At 33.7% G+C, this 25,237-nt stretch carries 22 protein-coding genes and 1 other annotated feature; of the genes, 21 read left to right on the top strand and 1 reads right to left on the bottom strand.

What is annotated here, in order from left to right; translation table 11 throughout:
- Positions 1-131: 131 nt before the first annotated feature.
- The 3 genes from PP176A_RS08950 to PP176A_RS08960 all read left to right on the top strand — a co-directional run bounded on the left by PP176A_RS08950 (position 132) and on the right by PP176A_RS08960 (position 4,588).
- Positions 132-1,316 carry a putative glycoside hydrolase gene (locus PP176A_RS08950; protein WP_071140138.1) on the top strand — a complete coding sequence of 395 codons (1,185 nt, stop codon included), beginning with the start codon at positions 132-134 and terminating at the stop codon, positions 1,314-1,316.
- A 161-nt stretch (positions 1,317-1,477) separates the two neighbouring features.
- Positions 1,478-3,703 (top strand): vitamin B12-dependent ribonucleotide reductase, encoded by a 2,226-nt coding sequence (locus PP176A_RS08955; RefSeq protein ID WP_071140139.1) that lies wholly within the window; start codon positions 1,478-1,480, stop codon positions 3,701-3,703.
- Positions 3,704-3,718: 15 nt separating this feature from the next.
- Positions 3,719-4,588, top strand: a complete 870-nt coding sequence (locus tag PP176A_RS08960; RefSeq protein WP_071140140.1) for a radical SAM protein — start codon at positions 3,719-3,721, stop codon at positions 4,586-4,588.
- Between the two features lie 42 nt (positions 4,589-4,630).
- Here the strand turns inward: PP176A_RS08960 and PP176A_RS08965 are convergent, their stop codons facing one another.
- A complete protein-coding gene (locus PP176A_RS08965) occupies positions 4,631-5,467 on the bottom strand; it encodes a MerR family transcriptional regulator (protein ID WP_071140141.1) in 837 nt (278 codons plus the stop codon).
- 97 nt (positions 5,468-5,564) lie between these two features.
- Between PP176A_RS08965 and PP176A_RS08970 the strand changes: the two genes are divergently transcribed.
- The 18 genes from PP176A_RS08970 (at position 5,565) to lpdA (ending at position 24,932) form a co-directional block, all read left to right on the top strand.
- A complete protein-coding gene (locus tag PP176A_RS08970; RefSeq protein WP_071140142.1) occupies positions 5,565-6,587 on the top strand; it encodes an NAD(P)H-dependent amine dehydrogenase family protein in 1,023 nt (340 codons plus the stop codon).
- 227 nt (positions 6,588-6,814) lie between these two features.
- Positions 6,815-8,044 (top strand): NAD(P)/FAD-dependent oxidoreductase, encoded by a 1,230-nt coding sequence (locus PP176A_RS08975; RefSeq protein WP_071140143.1) that lies wholly within the window; start codon positions 6,815-6,817, stop codon positions 8,042-8,044.
- 10 nt (positions 8,045-8,054) lie between these two features.
- Positions 8,055-8,870: a Cof-type HAD-IIB family hydrolase gene (locus tag PP176A_RS08980; RefSeq protein WP_071140144.1), complete on the top strand. Its 816-nt coding sequence runs from the start codon at positions 8,055-8,057 to the stop codon at positions 8,868-8,870.
- A gap of 231 nt (positions 8,871-9,101) precedes the next feature.
- Positions 9,102-10,067, top strand: a complete 966-nt coding sequence (locus tag PP176A_RS08985; RefSeq protein ID WP_071140145.1) for a sugar-binding transcriptional regulator — start codon at positions 9,102-9,104, stop codon at positions 10,065-10,067.
- 13 nt (positions 10,068-10,080) lie between these two features.
- Positions 10,081-10,434, top strand: a complete 354-nt coding sequence (locus PP176A_RS08990; protein WP_143037677.1) for a transcriptional regulator GutM — start codon at positions 10,081-10,083, stop codon at positions 10,432-10,434.
- Positions 10,435-10,513: 79 nt separating this feature from the next.
- The gene (gene srlA, locus PP176A_RS08995; protein ID WP_071140147.1) at positions 10,514-11,035 is read left to right on the top strand and encodes a PTS glucitol/sorbitol transporter subunit IIC; all 522 of its coding nucleotides are present in this window, start codon (positions 10,514-10,516) and stop codon (positions 11,033-11,035) included.
- Between the two features lie 17 nt (positions 11,036-11,052).
- Positions 11,053-12,033 (top strand): PTS glucitol/sorbitol transporter subunit IIB, encoded by a 981-nt coding sequence (gene srlE / locus PP176A_RS09000; protein ID WP_071140148.1) that lies wholly within the window; start codon positions 11,053-11,055, stop codon positions 12,031-12,033.
- A gap of 15 nt (positions 12,034-12,048) precedes the next feature.
- Complete coding sequence (locus PP176A_RS09005; RefSeq protein ID WP_071140149.1) at positions 12,049-12,405, top strand: PTS glucitol/sorbitol transporter subunit IIA; 357 nt, start codon at positions 12,049-12,051, stop codon at positions 12,403-12,405.
- 248 nt (positions 12,406-12,653) lie between these two features.
- Positions 12,654-13,946 (top strand): NAD(P)H-dependent oxidoreductase, encoded by a 1,293-nt coding sequence (locus PP176A_RS09010; RefSeq protein ID WP_071140150.1) that lies wholly within the window; start codon positions 12,654-12,656, stop codon positions 13,944-13,946.
- Between the two features lie 242 nt (positions 13,947-14,188).
- Positions 14,189-17,107, top strand: a complete 2,919-nt coding sequence (locus tag PP176A_RS09015) for a sigma 54-interacting transcriptional regulator (protein ID WP_071140158.1) — start codon at positions 14,189-14,191, stop codon at positions 17,105-17,107.
- A gap of 4 nt (positions 17,108-17,111) precedes the next feature.
- Complete coding sequence (locus tag PP176A_RS09020) at positions 17,112-17,576, top strand: PTS sugar transporter subunit IIA (protein ID WP_071140151.1); 465 nt, start codon at positions 17,112-17,114, stop codon at positions 17,574-17,576.
- Between the two features lie 50 nt (positions 17,577-17,626).
- Complete coding sequence (locus tag PP176A_RS09025) at positions 17,627-17,911, top strand: PTS sugar transporter subunit IIB (RefSeq protein WP_071140152.1); 285 nt, start codon at positions 17,627-17,629, stop codon at positions 17,909-17,911.
- 25 nt (positions 17,912-17,936) lie between these two features.
- Positions 17,937-19,274 carry a PTS galactitol transporter subunit IIC gene (locus PP176A_RS09030; protein ID WP_071140153.1) on the top strand — a complete coding sequence of 446 codons (1,338 nt, stop codon included), beginning with the start codon at positions 17,937-17,939 and terminating at the stop codon, positions 19,272-19,274.
- Between the two features lie 73 nt (positions 19,275-19,347).
- On the top strand, positions 19,348-19,995 hold the full coding sequence (locus tag PP176A_RS09035; RefSeq protein ID WP_143037679.1) for an L-ribulose-5-phosphate 4-epimerase: 648 nt from the start codon (positions 19,348-19,350) through the stop codon (positions 19,993-19,995).
- A 203-nt stretch (positions 19,996-20,198) separates the two neighbouring features.
- The gene (locus PP176A_RS09040; protein ID WP_071140155.1) at positions 20,199-21,161 is read left to right on the top strand and encodes a thiamine pyrophosphate-dependent dehydrogenase E1 component subunit alpha; all 963 of its coding nucleotides are present in this window, start codon (positions 20,199-20,201) and stop codon (positions 21,159-21,161) included.
- A gap of 13 nt (positions 21,162-21,174) precedes the next feature.
- A complete protein-coding gene (locus PP176A_RS09045) occupies positions 21,175-22,167 on the top strand; it encodes an alpha-ketoacid dehydrogenase subunit beta (protein ID WP_071140156.1) in 993 nt (330 codons plus the stop codon).
- Positions 22,168-22,178: 11 nt separating this feature from the next.
- Complete coding sequence (locus tag PP176A_RS09050; RefSeq protein WP_234958901.1) at positions 22,179-23,201, top strand: 2-oxo acid dehydrogenase subunit E2; 1,023 nt, start codon at positions 22,179-22,181, stop codon at positions 23,199-23,201.
- 42 nt (positions 23,202-23,243) lie between these two features.
- Positions 23,244-24,932: a dihydrolipoyl dehydrogenase gene (gene lpdA, locus PP176A_RS09055; protein ID WP_071140157.1), complete on the top strand. Its 1,689-nt coding sequence runs from the start codon at positions 23,244-23,246 to the stop codon at positions 24,930-24,932.
- 69 nt (positions 24,933-25,001) lie between these two features.
- Positions 25,002-25,215, top strand: a binding site (T-box leader).
- Positions 25,216-25,237: the final 22 nt, after the last annotated feature.

Consider the following 25,237-nt stretch of genomic DNA (forward strand, 5'->3'; position numbering starts at 1 on the left):
ATTATTATATAAGGTGTATAGAGAATTGTACTATATATGCAGAAAAGTTTGAAAATTTGAAAGAAAATATTAAATATATTAAAATGTTAAGGGTATTAATAAAATCAGAACTTATATAATGAGGTGTAGAAGTGAAAGATTATCAAAAGATAATTCTTGTAATTATATTAATATTAATATGCATTTTAATCGGGAAAGGACGTAGCAATTCCGAAAAAAATGAAAAGATGTCTTATACATATACAAAGAAAAAAGATTATTTTTTTCAACCCCAAACTAATTGGGCATCATATAAAGATAAAATAAAAGTGAAGGGAATTTATATTACAGGGAATACAGCCGGATTTAAAGAGAAATTTAATAAACTAATAAAATTTATTAATGAGACGGAAGTAAATGCGGTAGTTATTGATGTCAAAGATGATACGGGAGAATTGACTTTTGATTTGGACATAAAACTTGCTCAGGAGGTTGGGGCATGTGAAAATATAAAAGTAAAAGATTTGAATGAATTTATGGATATATTGAGAAAAAATAATATTTATCCTATTGCCAGAATAGTTACATTTAAAGATAGACTAATGGCTTTGAAAAGACCTGATTTATCCATAAAATCTAAAAATGGAAAGGTATGGTTGGATAATAAAGGCGATGCTTGGCTTAATCCCTATAATAAAGAGTCTTGGGAATATCCTGTTGAAATTGCAGAAAAGGTTGCATTAATGGGATTTAAAGAGGTTCAGTTTGATTACGTGAGATTTCCTTCGGATGGAAATGTTAAAAATATCGATTATGGCAAAGGAACAGAGGGTAGAAATATGGCGCAGGTTATAGGAGAATTTCTTCAATATGCCAGACAAAGATTAGAACCTCTCGGAGTGTATGTATCTGCAGACATATTTGGACTGGTAACGACATCTTCGGGAGATATGGGATTAGGACAAAGTTTAGAAATTTTAGCAAATAGCGTAGACATATTATGTCCCATGGTTTATCCTTCCCATTATTATTTAGGAACCTATGGAATTAAGTATCCCAATTCTCAGCCTTACGCCATTGTAAATAGGAGTCTGGAGACTGCACAGAACAGAATAAAAAATATGAAAAGTGAAAGAAAGAGTATTATTAGGCCCTGGCTTCAAGATTTTTCCGCTCCTTGGCTGAAAAAAGAATATGGAACAAATTATAGGACCTATGGCCCAGACGAAATTAATAAACAGAAAAAAGCCTGTTACGATAATAATATAGAGGAATGGATTTTTTGGAACGCATCAAATAATTATACTAAAAGTGCTTACTTAAGAGAAAATAATTAAATGCTTGTTACAATTAAGAAAATCGTTTTAATCATCATATATTAACGAATTAAGTATGAATTAAAGAAATAATATCTTTTACGGATAATCGAAAGAGTGATACAATAAGTAGTGCATATAAATATATAATCCACTAAATATAGTAGAATAGAGGTGCATAAATGGAATTATCAAAAAACGCTATCAGAGTATTAGAAAGAAGATATTTGTTAAAAGATGAAAACGGAAATTTAATGGAGACTCCTCATGAGATGTTTAGGAGAGTTGCAGATTTTGTTGCTTCGGCTGATAAGTTATATGATGGCGAGGAAATAGAAAAAATAAGGGATGAGTTTTATGAGGTAATGAGCAGTCTTAAATTCATACCTAATTCTCCTACTCTTATGAATGCAGGCAAAGAATTGGGGCAGCTTTCCGCTTGCTTTGTTCTTCCGGTAGAAGATTCCATGGAGGGAATATTTAGTTCTATAAAAAATGCCGCATTGATACATAAAAGCGGAGGAGGAACCGGATTCAGTTTTTCGAGATTAAGAGCGAAAGGCTCGACAGTCAGATCTACAGGAGGAGTAGCCTCAGGACCTGTAAGCTTTATGAAAGTCTTTAATGCTGCTACAGAGGCGGTAAAACAGGGAGGCACCAGAAGAGGTGCAAACATGGGAATATTAAGGGTAGATCATCCTGATATCATGGAATTTATTCAATGTAAAAGTGATACGAGAGAAATAACCAATTTTAATATAAGTGTAGGAATTACTGAAAAATTTATGAGAGCAGTAGAAAAGGGAGAGGATTATGATCTTATAGATCCTCATACTCGTAAATCTGTAAAGAAGTTAAACGCAAGAGAAGTATTTAAATATATAGTTTCAATGGCTTGGAGTACAGGAGAACCGGGGATAATATTTTTAGATAGGATAAATGAATCTAATCCTGTTCGTAAACTTGGGGAAATAGAAAGCACAAATCCATGCGGAGAACAACCTCTTCTTCCATTTGAATCATGTAACCTTGGATCTATTAATTTGGCTGCAATGATAAAAAAAGTTGGAGACAATTATGAAATTGACTATGAAAAACTTGGAGAAACAGTAGATATTGCAGTACATTTTTTAGATAATGTGATAGATATGAATAAATATCCTTTGACAGAAATAGATGAAATGACGAAGAAAACGAGAAAGATAGGCTTGGGGATAATGGGTTTTGCAGATTTGTTGTTTTATTTGAATGTACCTTATAATTCTCAAAAGGCCGTAGATCTTGCAGACAAATTAATGAAATATATTGATGAAAAATCTAAAAAGAAATCAATGGAATTAGCAGAAAAAAGAGGAACATTTCCTGCTTATGACTTAAGTATATATAAAGATAAAAATATTAAAATGAGAAATGCTACAACGACTACAATTGCTCCTACAGGAACAATAAGCATCATAGCTGGTGTCAGCAGTGGTATTGAACCATTGTTTGCCATATCCTTTGTAAGAAATGTTATGGATAAAGATAAACTTTTGGAGGTTCATCCTTATTTCAAACAGATAGCAAAAGAAAGAGGATTCTATTCTGAAGAACTCATGAAAAAAATTGCGGAAGAAGGTTCTTTAGCACATATTTCCGAGATACCGGAAGATGTTAAAAAAGTATTTGTGACGGCTCATGATATATCACCTTTTTGGCATATTAAGATGCAGGCGGCATTTCAAAAGCACGTTGACAATGCGGTTTCTAAAACGGTAAACTTTAAGAATGATGCAACTGAAAAAGACGTTGAGGAAGTTTATAACCTTGCCTATAAATTAGGCTGTAAAGGGGTAACCATATATAGAGACGGAAGCAGAGATAATCAGGTATTAACTACAGGTAATAGTATTTCATCTAATAATATTAAACCCAGAATGAGGCCTGAAACTACTCAGGGAATGACGGAAAAAGTTAGGGTTGGTTGCGGAAATCTTTATATAACGGTTAATTATGATAAAAATGGCATATGTGAGGTGTTTACTAATGTCGGAAGGGCAGGAGGCTGTCCCAGCCAAAGCGAAGCTACCAGCAGATTGGTTTCCATTGCCTTAAGATCGGGAATAGACCCGAAAGAAATAATTGAACAGCTTAAGGGAATAAGATGCCATTCTACTTTGAGACAGAAAGCCATGAATAATAATATAAAAGTTTTGTCTTGCCCCGATGCCATAGGAAAGGCTCTCGAAAGGACGTTAAACGCATGTGGGAAGACTAAAGGTTCTGACACTGATAATATAAAAGAATCAAAAGAAGAAAAGCCGTCTAATGAAAATAAGAAGTTTATTTGCCCTGAATGTGGAAGTAAAATCGCCCATGAAAGCGGATGTGTAATTTGTATGAATTGCGGATACTCCAAATGTAATTAAAAAGGAAGGAAATCAATGGATTATGAAGGAATAGTATACAGACCTCCCAGTGAAGCTTATAGTTTAATAATACAAGTTACTATAGGATGTTCTCATAATAAATGTACATTTTGTTCGATGTACAAAGATAAAAAGTTTAGAATAAGAAAATTGGAAGATGTATTGGAAGATCTGAAAGAGTCAAGAAAATATTATAGAAAAGTTGAAAAAATATTTTTAGCCGATGGAGATGCTCTTATAGCTAAAAGAGAATACCTTGTTGAATTATTAAATGCTATAAGGATAATATTTCCCGAATGTAAGAGAGTTTCAATATATGGTTCTCCTAACTCCATTCTTATAAAAAAGGATGAAGAATTAAGAGAATTTCATAGCTTAGGGCTTGATATGGTATATATGGGAGTAGAAACGGGGAGTGATATGATACTCGAGAAGATTAAAAAAGGAGTTAATTCTCGGGAATTAATTGAAGCGGGGAGAAAAATAGTTAAATCCGATATAAAGCTTTCAGTAACTCTCATATCTGGAATAGGCGGAAAAGAATATTCTGTTGAGCATGCTATCGAATCTGCAAAAGTAATAAATGAAATTCAGCCCAACTATATAGGACTTTTAACTTTGTTGGTAGAAGATGGGACTGAGTTATATGAAGATGTAAATAAGGGTAAATTTATATTGTTAAAACCTAAAGAAGTACTTCATGAAAATAGGATCTTTGTAGAAAATCTTTATGTAAATAATTGCATATTTAGAAGCAATCATGCTTCAAATTATGTTTCCCTAAGAGGGACCCTCATGAAAGATAAAGAGGATATTATTGCACAGATAGATGAGGGATTGAAACAAGAAAATTTAGAAGATGAAGAGATATTCAGAAGTTTATAAAATAAAAGACATGAAATTAATATTAATTTCATGTCTTTTATTTTATAAACTTACAGGTATCTGAAGGCGTATAAACATTTTTCTATTGTTTTTTGATTTGTTTGGAATTTCATAAACTACTTCGCAAATATAGTCTCCGGTTACAGTAAGATTTTTTGATTTAATTAAATCATATAGGGTATTTAATGCAGGAAGTTCCTCTTCAAATGAATTGCAAAAATATGTAGCATAATTTCCTGCAGGAATATTTTTTGTCTTTAAATTAATATTCTGTGATGTTGGTAAAAATATAAAGAGTTCGTTGGAAAAAAATTGCTTATTTATAAAATAATTTTTATCCATAATGGATCCAACCCTATTGAAATAAGCTAAAGGAATTTTTGCTTTTGCTAAATGTATTTTGAATTCTCTCAAATAGTATTCGTATTCGTCTACTGTCATTTCATAAATATTTTTGGATATGGAATATGTATAAATCCTACGTTGATTAAATTTAAGAATTTCAAGCTCATTTTTATTTTTATTCTGCACATATGTATCAATAGATTCTTTAAATTGCTGGATAAGGCTAATCTTCCTGTCGATTTCATCTTTATATTCCGTCAATATAAGTTTCTGACTGCAAATTTCTTTATATAATAAATCAATATTGCTGCTATTTAATAGTGAATCAATTTTGTCGAGGGAAAAATCAAAGTTTTTTAAAAATTGTATTATATCTATAAGTGCAGATTGTTCGATAGAATAATATCGATAATTTGTTTCAGGGTCAACATATTCAGGTTTTAATAAACCGATTTCATCATAGTGTCGTAAAGTTCCGACAGAGATATGATTAAGATGGGCAAGCTCACCTATTTTTAATAATTTGGAAAACATTTATAATCCTCCTTGACTCTCCAGTTACCAGAGACATTATAATAAAATTGTAAATAATCTTTTGTGAATATTATATCAAATGAGGAGGAAAATTGGTATGGGAAAAGAAAAAATACGGGTAATACAGTATGGATGCGGTAAAATGGCTAAAGTAATCATAAGATACTTATATGATCACGGAGCTGAAGTTGTAGGGGCAATCGGCAGAAGTAATGCCGGACAGGATATTGGTGATTTTGCAAATCTTGGATTTAAAACGGGAGTTATAATTTCAGACAATGCTGATGAAGTCTTTGAATCTTGTGATGCGGATATTGCGGTTGTCACAATTTCCAGTTATATGAAAGATATATTCCAATTTTTTGAAAAATGTGCCGAACATGGCGTAAATGTTGTGACAACATGCGAAGAAGCAATATATCCATGGAATACATCTCCTTCGGAAACAAATCGTCTTGACCGATTAGCTAAGGAAAACAATATAACAATTACAGGAACAGGCATGCAGGATATATATTGGATTAATCTTCCCTGTCTTGTTGCTGCCGGAGTAAATAAAATTAAAAAAATTGAAGGAGCTGTAAGTTATAATGTTGAAGATTATGGCTTGGCTCTGGCAGAAGCCCATGGTGTCGGATATGATCTGGCTAAATTTGAAAAAGAAATTACCCGTGCAGAAAGTCTGCCTTCTTACATGTGGAATGCAGGGGAAGCAATTTGTTCAAAGATGAACTGGACAATTAAATCCATTTCTCAAAAAAGTGTTCCTTTTACCCTTGATGAAGATATTTATTCTGAAACATTAGGGAAAACAATTCCTGCCGGATATGCTATCGGAATGTCTTCAGTTTCAACTATTCATACTCATCAGGGAGTTGATTTGGAACTTCAATGTATTGGGAAAGTATATCGTAAATCCGATGGAGATATGTGCGATTGGAAGATTATAGGGGAACCTAATGTGGTATTTTCGGTGGAAAAACCGGATACAGTTGCTCATACTTGTGCAACTATTGTTAATAGAATTCCAACAATAATTAATGCAAAACCGGGATATGTAACAGCCGAGAAAATTGATAATTTACAGTATTTAACTTATCCAATGCATACCTATCTTTAACAGGGTTGTTTATTAAACGGATGTTTGAAATAATACGAAAAAAGTTTGGTGTACCGTAAAATTTAAATAATAACACTATTTCGGGAGGTAGAACACATAGAAAATATGTACTATCTCCCTTATTTTTAGTTTAGACAAATTATATTTAATATTTTTAAAAGAATGATTCATTTGATAATAATTTTTTGGTATAATAATCATTGATTATGTAAAAAGGAGTTTTTATTATGTCAAAAAAAATAATAGTTATAGGAGGAGGAGCTTCGGGAATGATTGCAGCTATTGCTGCCAAAAGAAAGGGAGCATTAGTTACAATACTTGAAAGAAACCCCAGAGTCGGTAAAAAGATACTTGCGACGGGAAACGGAAGATGTAATTATACTAATATGGATATAGATATTAAAAATTATCATGGAGAGAATCCTGAATTTGCAAGATATATTTTGTCTCAGTTTGGCGCAGATAAAACTATAGATTTTTTTGAAAAATTAGGCATAACTCCTACAGTGGAAGAGGGGGGAAAAGTATTTCCTATGTCTCTTCAAAGTTCCAGTGTGTTAGATGTTTTAAGAATGGAATTGGAGGAGTTGAAAGTAGAGACAATATGCGATTTTTATGTAAAAAGTGTTAAAAAAATTGAAAACGGGTTTATAGTCAGATCGGAAAAGGGAACAAGTCTCAGAACTGATAAAATAATATTGGCTACAGGAGGAAAATCTATGCCTTCGTCAGGTTCGGATGGCAATGGATATGAACTAAGCAGATCCTTGGGACATAAAATCACAAATATATTTCCGGGCTTGGTACAATTAAAGACAGAGGAAAGATTATTAAAAGAGGCAGACGGAGTCAAGATTATAGGTAACATTAAACTTGCCAATCATGGATGTATACTTAGAGAAGAAAGAGGAGATATACTTTTTACCAATTATGGTATATCAGGTCCTCCTGTTCTACAGATATCGAGAGAAGCTTTGGAACTGATTAATATGGGGCAAAATCCGGTTGTTATTATTTCGATTATTAATGATAGGACAAAAGAGGAATTAAGAGAATACCTGAAAAAAAGATTTAATTACAAGCCCAAAAGAACAATGGAAGAAAGCCTTATTGGACTTATAAATAAGAGGCTTATAGGAATAATACTTAAAAAAACCGAAATTGATAGAAGAAAGTCATCGGAAAATATTACCAGAGTGGAATTGGAGAAGATAGTTAATATTCTTACGAATTGGGAAATGAAAATTATAGGAAGCAAATCTTTCCCAAGCTGTCAGATAACGGCTGGAGGAGTCTCTACAGATGAAATAAACTCGAAAACTTTAGAGTCGAAGATAGTCAAAGGGCTGTATTTTTCGGGAGAATTGATAGATATTGATGGAGATTGTGGGGGCTTTAACCTTCAATGGGCTTGGGCTTCAGGATATATTGCCGGCGAAAATGCAGCCTTAGATTAAGGAGGGAAAAATGTTTAAAATATTAGCTTTAGATTTAGATGGAACGCTTCTTAACCCCGAACATAAAATATCCGAAAAGAATAAAAAAATTATACATGAATTAAATGAAGAGGGAGCAAGAATTATATTAGCTTCAGGAAGAGAACCTAATTCTATATTACCGTTTAATCATGAGTTGGGGATAAAGGATTTTGTTATAGGATTTAATGGAGGAATTATTTCAGACTGGACAGGAGAAAATATAATTTATGAGAAAAAACTTGATTCTAAAATAGCAGAAAATATAATAAAAAATTGTCAAGAAGGGGATATCTGTACCTTTGTATTCATCAAAAATAAGATATATGTGGACAGTAAAAAGAAAGAGGGATATAACATTTTTGACTCATATACTGCATCAGGACTTAATAAAGTAGATAACATATATAAATTTATAGATGATAATAATTATTGGGACAGAATAGGGAAGCTGCTTTTATGTGATGATAATAAAGTATTGGCATCATTTAAAGATAAAATGGAAAAAATATTTGGCTCAAAGCTATCATTTGGATTTTCTCTTCCTTATTTTTTAGAAATTTGGAATCCTGAAGTAAGCAAAGGGAAGGCTATACAAGTAATAAGCGAAAAGCTTAATATAGACAGAAAAGATATAATGGCAATCGGTGACGGAGAAAATGATATTTCTATGATTAAGTTTGCCGGTCTTGGAGTGGCTATGGGTAATGCATTGGAATCAGTAAAGAAAGAGGCTGATTATATAACTCTTTCCAATAGAGAAGATGGAGTGGAATATGTAATTAAAAAATACTGGAGAGGCGAATAGCCTCTTGATTTTTTAACCCTGTTTTAAATTGTTAAATTTCAATCAATAAATTGAATTTTATTTACTTATAGAGGTTTTTGAAAAAAATTTTTATTGAATTTATTATATATATCGTATAATTAAATAGTGAAAAAATAAACATAACTTGACAACATAAAAAATTGTTGATATTTTATAAGTAAATTATGAAAATAATTTAATATATTGAAAAAAAATTCAAGGATGGTTGGTATGAGTAAAAATAATTATGACATTAGACTTATGGTTAAATGTGCACAGATGTATTATGACGAAGGATTAAATCAAGGAGAAATAGCAGAAAAATTGCAAATTTCTAAATCTTCTATTTCAAGAATATTATCATCCGCAAAGGACAAGGATATAGTGAAAATTTCTGTAGTTAATCCTATTAAAAATCAGTATATTAATTTGGAAAAACAGATGGAAAAAAAGTTTAAATTGAAAGAAGTAATCATAGTTGACAGTATGACTAATGAGCCGGAAGAAATAAAGAGAGAGCTGGCAAAGGCGGCAGCAGAATATTTAAAACGGGTAATTAAAGATGACCAAATAATAGGAGTGACTTGGGGAACAACTTTAAGTAAGATTCCTGAATATGTAAAAAATGATAGGAGAAATAAAGTTACATTTATTCCATTGGTTGGGGGAGTTGGTGAAACCAATATAGAAATTCATTCAAACAGCATAGCTCTTGAACTCTCTAAAAAGTTCAAGGGAGAAAGTAGAATGTTGTATGCTCCTTCCATAGTTGATAATGAAAACAGAAAGGAAATCTTTATTCATGATAAAAATATACAGGCATTCTTTGAATTAATGAAAAAAGCGGATATTGCTTTAATGGGAATAGGTTTTCCTCTATTAAATACCTCTACATTGATCGAAAGTGGGTATTTTACATTAGATGATATTGAAGATTTAGAAAGGCAAGGAGCTACTGCCGATATTTGTTCCATGTTTATTGATAAATACGGAAGCGGAGATAAATTTGAACTGAATAAAAGAATTATAGGAATCAGCTTAGAATCATTAAAAAAAGTCCCTTTGAAGATAGGAGTGGCAGGATATATAGAGAAGAAAAAGGCAATTTTGGCTTCCATAATAGGAGGATATGTAGATGTTTTAATTATCGACAGTAAAACGGCGGAAGCAGTTCTTGATTTATCATATACATTTTAATAGGGGTGAAATAATGAGTGATTTAACAAAGATTATAATATTTATATTTTCTATGTGGATATTGCAGGGAATTCTTTCTTATTTTCAGATAAGAAATTTTAAAAAAGTAGTGGGAGCTATGAAAAAAGAAGGAAAATTACTAATCGGCCAACAAAAAGGAAGAATATCTCAAGGAATAATTGTTATATTAGCTGTGGATAAAGACAATAAAGTGGTAAATGCTCAGGAGATGAGGGGAATAACCGTATTTGACAGATTTAAATTAAAAGAAGAATTTATAAATAAATCCATTGACGAAATAAAAAAAGAATTGCCTTCTTTAAAAGATAAAAAGACGGCTATGGCATTGAAAAAAGCGTTTGATTAAATATAAAAAGTTTATTAATTATAGACGAAAGGAGGGTAGATTTTAATTATTGATTTAAAAATAAAGGGGGAATATGTAAATGAAAACTCTTGCAAAGATAGCTGAAGGATTTATATCTTTATTTCAGGCAGGCGGAGAAAATCTTGTTGGGTTAATAACAGGAATACTTCCGACTCTTATTGTATTGATAACATTCGTAAATGCGTTGATAAAAATCATAGGGGAGGATAAGGTTCAAAGAGTTGCTCAAAGGGCTACAAAGAATGTATTTTCAAGGTATATTATACTTCCGTTTATATCCGTGTTCTTTTTAACCAATCCCATGTGTTATACTTTCGGGAAATTTCTAAAGGAAAAGTATAAACCAGCTTTTTATGATGCGGCAGTATCTTTTGTACATCCTATAACAGGGTTGTTTCCTCATGCTAACTCTGCGGAATTGTTCGTCTATCTGGGAATAGCGCAGGGAATACAGAAATTAGGCTATTCCCAAGGAGATCTTGCTATAAGGTATTTCGTAGTAGGACTCATTGTTATATTTATTCGCGGAATTACTACTGAGTTTATTACTAACAAGATGTTGAGCAAAAAACAGGTATAAATAGGAGGGGAGATATTATGGAATATAAAAGCGTAAAAATAGAGAAAGGTCCAGGGGGCTGGGGAGGTCCTTTAATTATTTCTCCAAAACCTGGAAAGGACAAGATAGTATCTGTTACTGGCGGGGGAATTTCCGATGTGGCACAAAGAATAGCGGATTTAACCGGAGGGGTAACGGTAGATGGGTTTAAAACGTCTGTGCCTGACGAAGAAATTGCAGTGGTTGTTATAGATTGCGGAGGTACTGCAAGATGTGGTGTATATCCGAAAAAAAATATCATGACGGTTAATTTAGTGCCAGTGGGGCAATCGGGACCTTTAGCTAAATATATAAGAGAAGATGTTTATGTATCGGGGGTAGGATTAAAGAATATAGTTTTAACGGAAGAATTGGAGGAAGAAACTCGTGAACACAATAATCAGGGTGGTACTGATACTGTGGCTATAGAAAAAAAGGTATACGCAAAAAAAGGAAATATAATTGAAAGAATAGGAAAAGGGACAGGAAAAGTAGTCGGAATATTTTATTCAGCGGGGAAAGAATCGATAGATTCTGTAATTAAAAATATACTTCCCTTTATGGCTTTTGTTTCTATGCTTGTTGGGATCATATTGAAAAGCGGTATAGGAGATATTATTGCTAAATTTGTAGCTCCCTTCTCCGGAAGCTTAGGCGGATTATTAGTTATATCCCTTATAGCAGCAATTCCCATACTTTCTCCATTGCTTGGTCCTGGAGCTGTTATAGCACAAATAGTAGGGGTACTTGTAGGTGTGGAAATAGGTAAAGGCAATATACCTCCCCAATATGCACTTCCTGCGTTATTTGCTATAGATCCCCAGGTAGGTTGTGATTTTATCCCAGTAGGGCTTAGCTTAGGTGATGCAGAACCGGAAACAGTGGAAATAGGTGTTCCAGCTATATTATTTTCCAGACTGATTACTGGACCTATATCGGTAATTATTGCTTATTTATTCAGCATCGGACTATATAAATAGAATAGGAGGATTTTTATGAAATACTCGGTAACAGTGGTAGGAATGGGGGAAATGGTAAAAGATCTTATTGAAGAAAATATGCTAATACTGTTTAACGAAAATGCTCCGGATGAATTGGCTGAAATTTCAGTTCTTCATACTATAGATAAGATGAAAGCAGATGTAGAAATTGGAGATACAATTGTAATCGGCGATAAGAAATTCACAGTTACCGCTGTTGGCGATGAGGCTAATAGGACTTTAAAAGAATTAGGCCATTGTACTTTTAAATTTAAAAATTTCAACGAAAAGGAATTGCCCGGAGTAATAATATTAGAAGGCAAGCATAATATAGAAGATATAAAGATAGGAGATATCATCTCCATATATTAGATGTATATCTCCTCAAAATAATAATTAATTCTATACCATTATAACAAAAAATAGATATATAGATATAAAAAAAGCCATAATTTCCTTATAAATTTTCTGTTAAATTGGTTTTGAAAAAGCCCTTTTATATCTGTTAGTCGGAAGAACAAAAGTTGACTATATTATATTTTAACTATATAATCATCTTGAAATAAAATTAATAGTATGAAATTTTTTTCAATAATATGCTGAGAAATGGAGGAGTAAAAATGTTGGGACTGAACACAAGATTGGCTAAGTTAGAAGAAGAAGGCAAACAAATAAAGGTTGGACTGGTAGGAGCAGGACAGATGGGAAAAGGGATGGTCAGCCAAACTATGTTGATGAAAGGTATGATTCCTTCTCTTGTAGTAGACATAAATTTGGATAACGCAGTGGAAGCTTATACATTAGCTGGCATTAGAAAAGAAGATATAATTATAGCAAATACCCTTGAACAAGTAAATAGGAGTATAGAAGAGGGGAAATATGTAGTTGCTCAGGATTTTGAGTTTGCCGCAAGGGCAAACCTTATAGATGCGGTAGTAGATGCTACAGGAGTTCCTGATATCGGTGCTAAATTGGCGATGGATTCTATATTCAACAAAAAACATATCGTAATGCTCAATGTGGAAGCGGATGTGGTCATAGGACCGATACTTAACAAATTTGCTCAAAATGCAGGAGTGGTATATACAGGAACGGCGGGAGACGAACCGGGAGTTGTGAAGGAATTGTATGATTTTGCTGACGCAGCAGGGTTTGATGTCATTGCTATAGGAAAAGGCAAAAATAATCCGGTAAATTTGGAGTCAAATCCAGATAGTGTTTATGAACAAGCCTTAAAATCAGGTGTAAGTCCTAAGATGTTGACATCTTTTAAAGACGGAACTAAAACCATGGTGGAATTGACATGCATGGCTAATGCTACAGGATTCATACCCGATATAAGAGGAGCTCATGCACCATCGGCTACCGTAAATGAGCTGACAGGTATTTTTAGATTAAAAAGTGAGGGCGGCATTTTAAATCAATACAGAATTGTAGATTACGTTAATGGAATTGCTCCGGGAGTATTTATAATAATAACGAGTAAACTTCCTCAGGTTCATCGTGAAATGCAATATTTAAGTATGGGACCTGGGCCAAATTATGTTCTTTATCGTCCATATCATCTTACAAGTCTTGAAACTCCATTAACCGTTGCAAAAGCTGTCTTAGATCATCAACCAACAATTATACCTATGGGTAAACCTATAGCGGAAACTATCACTATAGCTAAAAAGGATTTGAAGGCAGGAGAAAAATTTGACGGGTTAGGAGGATATACGGCTTACGGAAGTGTTGATACTTATGAAAATGCTAGAAAGGATAATTTGGTACCCTTCGGCTTGATAAATAAGAATGCTGTTGCTAAAAGGGACATAAAAAAAGGCGAAGCTATATCCTATGACATGGTCAAACTGGATACTACAACTTTGATATATAAACTAAGGCAGATACAGGAAGATCTTATAGGATAGAAAATTTATTAACGGAAATATATAAAAATGAGAATTGGAATAGGCCATTCTCATTTTTATATATAATGAGGTAGATTTTGTTTGGTACTTTGGTATGCATTGTAATTGATAATGGAATGATTCGTAAGGAAAAGGTTTTTTATGTAATAGAAATCTCTCCAAGGTTGAAAATACTTGATTGAAATCGGTTTTCGAAAGCTGGCATAATGTTTGCAAGTTTAATGATAAGCGAGGATGAAAAAATGAAAGAAAGATTGAAAAGAATAATACAAGGGGAGAATAAAAAAAATCCTTATACAGATTTTCAATTATCTGAGATTCTTCAATTAAGTAGAGAAGCGATAACAAATTTGAGAAATGAGATGAATATTCCAAATTCAAGAGAAAGAAGAAAGAATAATCTTTTAGGTTTAGTGGAAAATATCTTGAACAAAGACAGCAATATTTCTGAAAGAGATTTAACTAAAATAGTAAATGAAAGAGGATTTAATATTTCGAGATATACTATTAGAGAATGTAAGAAAGCAATAAAAGAGGACAAAAAAAACTCAACTAAAAATATTAACAAAACTTATAAAAAGGGAATCTCAGAAAATGAGAATGATGTAATATATCAATCATTTAAAAATATTATCGGTTCAACGGGAAGTCTAAAACCTCATATACAATTGGCTCAGGCCGCAATGCTTTATCCTCCTCGAGGACTTCATACATTGATATTGGGAGAAACAGGAGTAGGAAAAAGTGAATTGGCCGCAGCTATGTATGAATTTGCAAAGGATATAAAAGTGATTGATGAGGATAGACCTTTTGTTATATTCAATTGTGCAGATTATGCGGATAATCCTCAGCTTCTTATGTCTCAACTTTTTGGATACGTAAAGGGAGCATTTACGGGAGCAGAGGAAGATAAAGAAGGATTGGTTGAAAAAGCAGAAAAAAGTATATTATTTTTGGACGAGGTGCATAGGTTACCGGCAGAAGGTCAGGAATTGCTGTTTTATCTTATAGATAAAGGTAAATTCAGAAGGCTTGGGGAAACAGATAATGAAAGAGAAGTACAATTGACTATAATTGCGGCTACTACTGAAAACCCGGATTCTGCTTTATTAGCTACTTTTAAGAGAAGAATTCCAATGGTTATAGAACTTCCTTCATTAAAGGAAAGACCTTTTGATGAAAGATTGGAACTTATAAAGGAATTTTTCAGAAAAGAGGCCAACAGAACTCAGAGTTCCCTTATAAAGGTTTCAAAGGAGGCATTAAATGCTTTGCTTTTATATGATTGTCCGGGGAACATAGGACAATTGAGAAGTGATATACAAGTATCCTGCGCGCGAAGTTTTTTGGATTATGTAGTTAAACGGAAGGATGTTATGGAAATTACTGCTGATGAGCTTCCTCTAAGCGCAAAGAAAGGGCTTTTAACAATAAGAAAAAGTAGATTGAAAAATATGAACCTAATTAAAGGTTCAAGTATATTAATACATAGTGATAACGAGCCTGTCCAGATGTCTCCCTATGAAAATTTGTATATTCTTCCTAATGAAATTTATGGATATATAGAATCCCGATATAATGAATTGAACCATCAGAATATGAATCAGGAAGCTATAAATCATATTATTGGAGCAGAAATGGAAGAAAAATTGGAGATTCTCATGAACAGAGTAAAGAGAAACACAAGGCCTCTCAGCAGAATGGATCTGGCAAAGGTTGTAGGAGATGACATAATTGAAATAGTTGAAAATATAGTTCAAATAGCTGATATAAAGTTAGGAATTAATCCGGATAATTTGTTTTATGTTTTAGCAATCCATCTGGCAACAACTATTGACAGGGTAAAACAAGGAAAAAAAATTAAAAACCCTCAACTTAGTAAGATAAAAAGAGACTATAAAGAAGAATTTCAAATTGCTTGGGAAATGGTGAAGACTATTGAAAAGAATTTTAATGTAAAGTTATCTGAGGACGAGGCAGGATTTATAACTATGTATTTAAGAATGACAAGGGAAGAAGAAAACAGAACTGAAGGAAGAGTAGGAGTGGTGGTCATATCTCATGGGAATATTGCTAATGGAATGGCAGATGTTGCTAATAAATTATTAGGAGTAAATCATGCAAAAGCTGTGGAAATGTCTTTGGATGAAAGTCCTGAACCAGTATTGGAAAGAGCTACTGAAGTAGTGAAAGAGTGTGATGAAGGAAAAGGAGTTTTACTGTTGGTAGATATGGGTTCTTTAGTTACATTTGGAGAAATCATAACTAAGAATACTGAAATAAGAACCAGAAGTATTTCGAGAACGGATGTTGTTATGGTTATAGAAGCTGTAAGAAGGTCTATACTTCCAAATGCGGATTTGGATGAAATTGCTGATACTTTAATTGAAGAACCCAAATATACAGGAAGGTTGTTTCAGACGAATAAGAAAAGTGATAGCAAGTCTAAAACTATTATAACAATATGCATAACCGGTCATGGCTCGGCTCAAAAAATAAAGGAATTAATAGAAAATTTAGCTCAAAGATATGATGAAGATATTAATATAATTTCTATAGGTGCAATGAATGAAGATATTGATGATACTATTAGAAGTATTCAAAAAACCAGAGAAGTAGTAGCTATAATTGGTACAGTAGATCCTAAATTTGGAGGGATACCATATATACCTTTAGAAGACGTTATAATGGGGAATATTGAAAGCAGACTAAAAGAGGTATTGGATAGAAACATTGAAAATATAGAAATTAAAAATATAATGAGTCCACAAAATATACTAATTAACATGAAAACAAAAAGTAAAAAAGAAACTGTAATTAAACTTGTTGATCTTTTATATAAGGATAATAAAGTGAATGAAAATTTTTTAAATTCCGTATTGGCGAGAGAGGAAATAGGACCTACATTTTTGAATGAAAAGGTAGTTATCCCTCATGGAGATTCAGTCAATGTGATAAAACCTTCTATTAGTATTGGAATACTGAAAGATGAGATTGAATGGGATGGAAAAAAAGTTAAGATTGTTGTATTGCTTGGATTTGATGAAAATTGTATTGATATGGTGAGAGAGATTAGTGAATTTTTTAAAGATGAAAATAATTATAACAAATTAATAGAGGCAAGAAATGTAGATGAAGTTATGCAGCTATTTGGGAGGTAATTTAATGAAACAATCTTCGGAATTTTTAAGAGAAGAATTAATTTTTACAAACATTAAAGTAAAAAACAAAGATGAAGCTATAAGGAAAATGGCTGAATCTTTATATAAAAAAGGATTTGTGAAGGAAAGCTATATAAATGCTGTACTTGAGAGAGAAAAGATATTTCCTACAGGACTTCCTACGGAAGGAGTGGGAGTAGCTATACCCCATACAGATGCGATACATGTAAACAGGGGAATTATGTCCATCGGGATTCTACAAAACCCTATAAGCTTTAAGATCATGGGAAATCCGGAGAATAATGTAGATGTGAGTATTATATTTATGATGGCATTGGAAGAACCAGAAAGCCAAATTGAAATGCTTCAAAAACTTATGAAATTACTTCAGGACAAAGATTTACTACTTAAAGTGAAACAATTGCAGAATCCTAAGGAAATAAAAAAAGTTTTTTCAGATTTATTGTAAGTACTTTATTTCGGATTTTTGATAAAAGACAAATATTAGGGGGCGAGGGTATGAAAAAAATAGTAATTGCATGTGGAACAGGTATTTGCACTTCGACAATGGCTGCTGATAAACTTAGAAAGGAATTGAAAGAGAGAAAAAAAGACAGTAATGTTACTATAAATCAATGTAAAGTTGCAGAATTAGTATCAAAAGCCGCAGATTATGATTTAATAATTTCTACTACTCAAGTACCAAGCAAAATAACTACTCCTGTTGTTTCTGGGCTTCCTTTTTTAACTGGAGTGGGAATAAGCAAAGTAGTAGATGAAGTAATAGAAAAATTGAATTTATAAAAATTATAAATAAGGAGGGGGACAAATGGCAATATTGGATTACATTGTTGATTTGGGGGCACAGGTAATGATGCCTATTATCATTATTATTTTTGCTCTTATATTAGGTGCTAAACCTGGAAAGGCAATCAGAGCTGGACTAACAGTAGGGGTTGGCTTTATAGGCCTTAATCTTGTAATCGGCTTATTGGGAGACAATTTGGGAACAGCTTCTCAGATAATGGTTGAAAGATTGGGACTGAATCTTACGGTAATAGACGTAGGCTGGCCTGCGGCAGCAGCCATAGCATTTGCTTCAAGGGTAGGGGCATTAATTATACCCTTAGGATTATTAGTCAACATTATAATGCTTATAACTAATACTACTCAGACCTTAAACATTGATATTTGGAATTATTGGCATTTCGCATTTACAGGAGCTTTGGTAGCAGCAGTGACGGGAAGTACTGCTTGGGGATTGGTGGCCGCTGCCCTTGATATGATAATTATAATGGTTATAGCGGATTTAACTGCACCAGGAGTGGAAAAACATTTAGGGCTTAAGGGGGTTTCTTTACCTCATGGATTTACAGGGGCTTACGTACCTATAGCAATTGTCATTAATAAAATATTGGATATGATTCCCGGGGTAAATAAGATTGACATAGATGCTGAAAAACTTCAGAATCGTCTTGGGGTATTTGGCGAACCTATATTAATCGGAACTGTAATCGGATTAGGAATTGGTATTGCGGCAGGATATAATTTAAAACAAATATTAAATCTGGGAATTATAATGGGAGCAGTTCTTGTATTGATACCTAAAATGGCCGCTATGCTTATGGAAGGGCTTCTTCCTGTATCCGAGGCGGCACAGGAATTTATTCAAAATAAGTTTAAAAACAGAACGAGACTATATATTGGTCTTGATTCGGCAGTAGGTATAGGAAATCCAGCAACGTTGTCGGTTGCTTTATTGTTGGTACCTATTACTGTTTTATTAGCTGCAATTATTCCGGGAAACAAAGTAATCCCTTTTGCAGATTTAGCAGTAATTCCATTTTCATTAGTACTGGTGACTCCAATAACTAAAGGCAATGTATTTAGAAATTTAATTATAGGGCTGCTGATAGTATCATGCGGATTGCTGATTGCTACTAATCTTGCACCGCTTCATACTCAATTGGCAATAAATGCAAACTTCAAAATGCCTGAAGGAAAGGCTATGATTTCGAGTATTTGTGATGGAGCAAATCCCTTGGCTTGGTTATTTACAAGAGTTATGGAACATAAGTTTATAGGTGCGGTGATTATGACAGTTATTTCATTAGGAATGGCAATATTTAATGGAATGAGAATAAGAAGACAAAAAGCAATAAATTAATAGGTAATATTTAAAATTAAATTTATAAGTTAGTATATTTAAGACTTATAAATTTTAAGGAGGAATGACTATATTGCTATTAGAAGACTTAAGAAGAGAAATTATAGATATTGGTATTCAGTTAAAGGAATATAAACTTATAACTTTAACTGGAGGAAATGTAAGCGGAAGAGATTCTAAAACTGAATTAATAGCAATAACTCCCAGCGGAATGGAATATGACAAATTGAAACCTGAAGATATTGTGATAGTGAATATCGATGGAAAAATAGTTGATGGATTAAAAAAGCCCAGTTCCGATTTGATGACTCATCTTCAGATATATAGGAAAAGAAAGGATATCAATGGAATAATTCATACTCATTCCGCTTATGCCAGTTGTTTTGCAATGCTAAACGAAAATGTTCCGGTGATATCTACTACAATGGCTAATGAAGTTGGGGGAGAAGTTCCGGTTGCAAAGTATGCCCTGGTAGCTTCAGAAAAAATGGGAGAAAATATATTGAAGGTGTTAGGAAATCAGAAAGCGGTTTTACTTCAGAATCATGGAGTATTTGCTTTTGGGAAAAATCCTCATCACGCGTTAGTTGCTGCAGTGATGTTTGAAGATTCGGCCAAAGTATATTATTTGGCACGTACCATTGGAAGGCCTGTGCCAATGCCAGAAAAAGAGGTTAAGATAGCCAATGACTATTTTCAGAATGTTTATGGACAGAGGTAATGAAATCTAAAATATATTGTTGAGTCCAGTAATTTATTACTGGACTACCTTTCGTTAGAGATATATAACATTATTGATATATAGTAGATAATTTTTATATATTAATAAAATACTTTAGTCAGATTATAAAGGTTATTTATAATAAAAAAATTTATTGTTGATGAATCAACAAAAATATTTTTAATAAAACAGGAGGAATATATATGACTTATATTGACAAAGAGACAATATTGGAAATGTATAAGAGAATGAACCAAGCAAGGGCTTTTGAGGAAAAAGTAAGTTACTTTTTTGCAAGAGGGATGGTTCATGGGACAACTCATCTTTCCGTTGGAGAAGAGGCATCAAGTGTTGCAGCTTGTATGGCATTAAATAAGGATGATTTAATTACGTCAACTCATAGAGGACATAGTCAGGTTATCGGGAAAGGAATAGATTTAAATAAAATGATGGCTGAACTTTTGGGAAAATATACAGGATATTGCAAAGGTAAAGGCGGTTCCATGCATATAGCAGATGTAGAAGCAGGAAATTTGGGAGCAAACGGAGTGGTCGGAGGCGGACACGGAATAGCTGTAGGTGCAGCGTTGACTCAGCAGATGAAAAAGACTGGAAAGATTGTCCTGTGTTTCTTTGGGGATGGAGCTTCCAATGAAGGAAGTTTTCATGAATCGCTGAATTTGGCATCTGTATGGAAATTGCCTGTGATTTTCTATTGTGAGAATAACTTATATGGTATGTCCGTACCGGTAAAGAATTCCATGAATATTAAGGATATAGCAATAAGGGCAAAGGCTTATGGAATTCCTGGATATGTAGTAGATGGGAACAATGCAATAGATGTTTATAATTTGATAAAGGAAGTATCTGAGTATGTAAGAAGTGGAAAAGGGCCTGTGCTGGTTGAAAGTAAAACTTACAGATGGCTGGGACATTCAAAGTCCGATGCTCAAGTGTACAGAACAAAGGAAGAAGTAGAGGAATGGAAAAAGAAATGCCCCATTAAGAGATTAAGAAAATATATATTGGAAAACAATATAGCAAAAGAAGAAGAGTTGAATGATATAGAAAAAACGGCTAAGGATCAGATAGAAGAGGCTGTGGAATTTGCAAACAACAGCCCCAATCCACCGATTGAAACTGTGACTGAAGACGTGTATGCATAGGAGGGAGAAGTCAATGGAACAGATGAAAGAAATGACTTATAAGGATGCAGTTAAGATGGCAATGTGTGAAGAAATGAGAAGAGATGAAAATGTATTTTTGATGGGGGAAGACGTAGGATTATATGGGGGAGCTTTTGGAGTATCTGTGGGAATGTTTGAAGAGTTCGGGAAAGATAGGGTAAGAGATACACCCATATCGGAAGCAGCCATAGTTGGAACTGCTGCCGGAGCGGCAGTTACCGGGATGAGGCCTATTGTAGAAATAATGTTTATGGATTTTACCACTATTGCTATGGATTCCTTAGTCAACCAGGCAGCTAAAATGCACTATATGTTTGGAGGGAAGGCAAAAGTTCCAATGGTTTTGAGATGTCCGGGAGGGTCGGGAACAGGAGCGGCGGCCCAACATTCTCAAAGTTTGGAAGCGTGGTTTTGCCATGTACCTGGGCTTAAAGTAGTGGTACCGGGGACTCCGAAAGATGCAAAAGGGCTTTTAAAAGCAGCAATAAGGGATAATAATCCCGTGGTATTTGTCGAACAAAAGACATTGTATAAGGTTAAAGGTCTCGTTCCCGAAGATGAGGACTTTATAATCCCATTAGGGGAAGGGGAAATTAAACATGAAGGAAAAGATGTAACAATAGTGAGTTACGGGAGGATGCTTCCGAGAGTGATAAAGGTTGCTGAGGAGATGGAGAAGGAAGGAGTAAGTATAGAAGTAGTAGATCCGAGAACATTAGTTCCTTTAGATAAGGAAATGATAATAAATTCTGTTAAAAAGACGGGAAAATTGATATTAGTAAATGAAGCAGCTAAAACAGGAGGGTATTTAGGAGAAATAGCTTCTGTTGTAACGGAAAGCGAAGCCTTTGATTATTTGGATTCGCCTATAATCAGACTTGCGGGTTTGGACGTGCCAATACCATATAATCCAGAATTGGAGAAGGCAGTAGTACCGAGTGAAGAACAGATAAAATCTGCAGTAAACAAGACATTGAATAGATAGGAGGCGAAAGTATGGATATGCAGAAGGAATTCTTAGATATTCCGGGGAAAGTAAGAGCGACTCCTGCCGCAAGAAGAATTGCAAAAGAGATGGGAATAGATTTGTTTAAAATTAAGGGGACTGGTCCTAAAGGCAGAATACAGGAAAAAGATATTGTGAATTTTAAACGGGATTCATTAAAAGTTACTCCCCTTGCACGAAGGATTGCGGAAAGTGAAGGAATAAATTTGGCCGATATTAAAGGAAGCGGCTCGGAAGGTAAAATAATGAAGGAAGATTTACTAAAGGTCAAAAAAGAAAAAGACATGAAACAAAAGCCTGTGGAAAATTTAAAAAAAGAAATTGAGGTAATTCCTATGTCAAATATGAGAAAGATAATCGGAGAGAGGATGTCTCAAAGCTTTTTTTCGGCTCCTACCTTTACTTTGAACACTGAAGTTGACATGACTAAGGTAAAAAAATTGAGAGGGGAAATAAAAGAGGATATAATGGAAAAAACTAGGAAGAAAGTCACTATTACGGATATAATCCTTACTGCGACAGCTAAAGCTTTAAAAAATCACCCGATGATAAATGCAAGTTTATCGGAAGACGGACAAGGTATTATCATTCATGATTATGTAAATCTGGCAGTAGCGGTGGGAATGGAAAAAGGACTTCTTACTCCGGTAATAAAAGATGCGGATAAAAAAAGTTTAACTGAAATGGTCATTGCTGAAAAGGATGTCACTGAAAGAACAATGAATATGAAATTGTCTCCTGATGAATTACAGGGAAGTACATTTACGGTAAGTAATCTGGGAATGTATGGAATTACTCATTTTAATCCTATTATCAATCCTCCTAACAGTGCAATATTGGGAGTAAATGCCATAGTAGACAGAATAGTGCCTGTGGGTGGTCAGCCGGTAATAAGATCCATAATGACATTAAGCTTAACGGTAGATCATAGGATTATAGACGGATTAATCGGAGCTAAATTTTTAAAGGAATTAAAATATCTGTTGGAAAATCCGTTATTGATTTTGGTTTAAAATTGATGTATTAATTGTAATGCAAAAAGGGAGGGTTTTATATTGGCAACGGAAATAATAATGCCCAAAGCAGGTATGGATATGCAGGAAGGGCAGATAATCAAATGGCATAAGAAAGAAGGGGATTATGTAGAAAAAGGCGATGTTCTCCTTGAGATAATGACGGATAAGGTAAACATGGAAGTAGAGGCTGAAACTTCCGGTTACTTACTTAAGATATTAAAAAATAAAGGAGAGGTAGTTCCCGTTATAGCAACCATAGGGTATATTGGAGAAAAAGACGAGGACATATCTCAAATTGTAGGATTTCAATCTTTATCTAAAGGGAAAAAATCGGAAGCCATTTCATCAGATAATAATATGTATGACGTAATAATAATAGGAGGAGGTCCGGCTGGATATGTATCGGCTATTAAATCGGCTCAGATGGGGGGAAAGGTAGCCTTAATAGAAAAGGATATTTTAGGGGGAACTTGTTTAAACAGAGGATGCATTCCTGCCAAAACATATCTTAAAAATGCTGAAATAATTCACGAAATAGAAAAAGCAAAAAAAAGAGGAATAATTATCTCAAATCCTGAAGTTAATATTGATATGGAAAGAACCGTGGAATTAAAGAATCAAGTGGTTAAGACTCTTACGACGGGAGTTCAGGGACTCTTAAAGAGTAACGGAGTGGATATATATAATGGAATAGGAAGATTAACAAAAGAGAAAAAAGTATATATAAATGGTAACAAACTAATTGAAGGAAAGAAGATCATATTGGCAGGAGGTTCCAAAGCTGCCAGAATAGATATTCCCGGGATAGGAAGTAAATTAGTCCTTACCAGTGATGAAATACTTAATTTAAAGGAAGTTCCTAAAGAACTGGTTATTATAGGCGGAGGAGCAGTGGGAGTAGAATTAGGAGCGGTATTTAATTCTTTTGGAAGCAAGGTGACCATAATAGAGGTGATGGATAGGATAGTATCCAACATGGATGATGACATATCCACGCTTTTGGAGGATTCATTAATAAAAAAAGGAGTTAAAATTTTAACCTCAGTTAGACTTCAAAGAATAACAGAAAAGAATGAGAAATTGGTCATTGAAGTTGATAAAGGAGAAAGTATGACAGCGGATAAAGTACTTCTTTCCATAGGGAGAATTCCTGATTTAGAAGGAGCTGGAGATATTAAATTTGAAATGGAAAAAGGAAGGATTAAGGTTAATGATTATATGGAAACCAACGTAGAAGGAATATATGCTCCGGGAGATATAAACGGCAAGAGAATGCTTGCTCATGCAGCATTCAAAATGGGAGAAGTTGCGGCTGTAAATGCTATGGGCGGGAGAGAAAAAATAAATTTGAATTGTGTACCCAGTTGTATATATACTATTCCAGAGGCTGCATCCGTAGGTCTTACTGAAGAAGAAGCAAAGAAAAGTTATAGTATTTCTGTAGGAAAGTTTCCTTTTGCCGCCAATGGAAGGGCATTATCCTCAGGAGAAACCTCGGGATTTGTAAAAGTGATAGTTGATAAAAAGTATGGGGAAATATTGGGAGTCCACATAATAGGACCTTCAGCATCGGAAATAATAAATGAAGCATCATCACTTATGGCTATGGAAATAACCGCATATGAAGCGTCGGAGATTGTTCACGGTCATCCTACATTTTCAGAAGCTTTACAAGAAGCATGTGCTGACAGTTTAGGAAGAGCTATACATCTTCCTAAAAGAAAATGATTTTTAAATTTTTTAATCCTTGACAATATATCATCTTTGCGGTATCATGGTTAAAATGGAATTTAATATTTAAAAGCTGTGAAGAGGAGAGTATTAAAGGCTGATTAGCATACAGAGAAGATAGTCATAAGGTGAAAGACTGCTCTAAACCCTTTAAGAAGATCACCTCGGAGCTGTTTGCCTGAATAAGAGTAAGGCAGTACGCCTAAAGCGTTATTTGAAATGAGTGATAAGGTTTCATACCTTATAAAGTGGGTGGTACCACGGAAATTTCGTCCCTAAGTTTTAAAACTTAGGGACTTTTA

The sequence above is a fragment of the Sporanaerobacter sp. PP17-6a genome (genome assembly GCF_900095615.1).
In the GTDB taxonomy this organism is placed as follows: domain Bacteria; phylum Bacillota; class Clostridia; order Tissierellales; family Acidilutibacteraceae; genus Acidilutibacter; species Acidilutibacter cellobiosedens.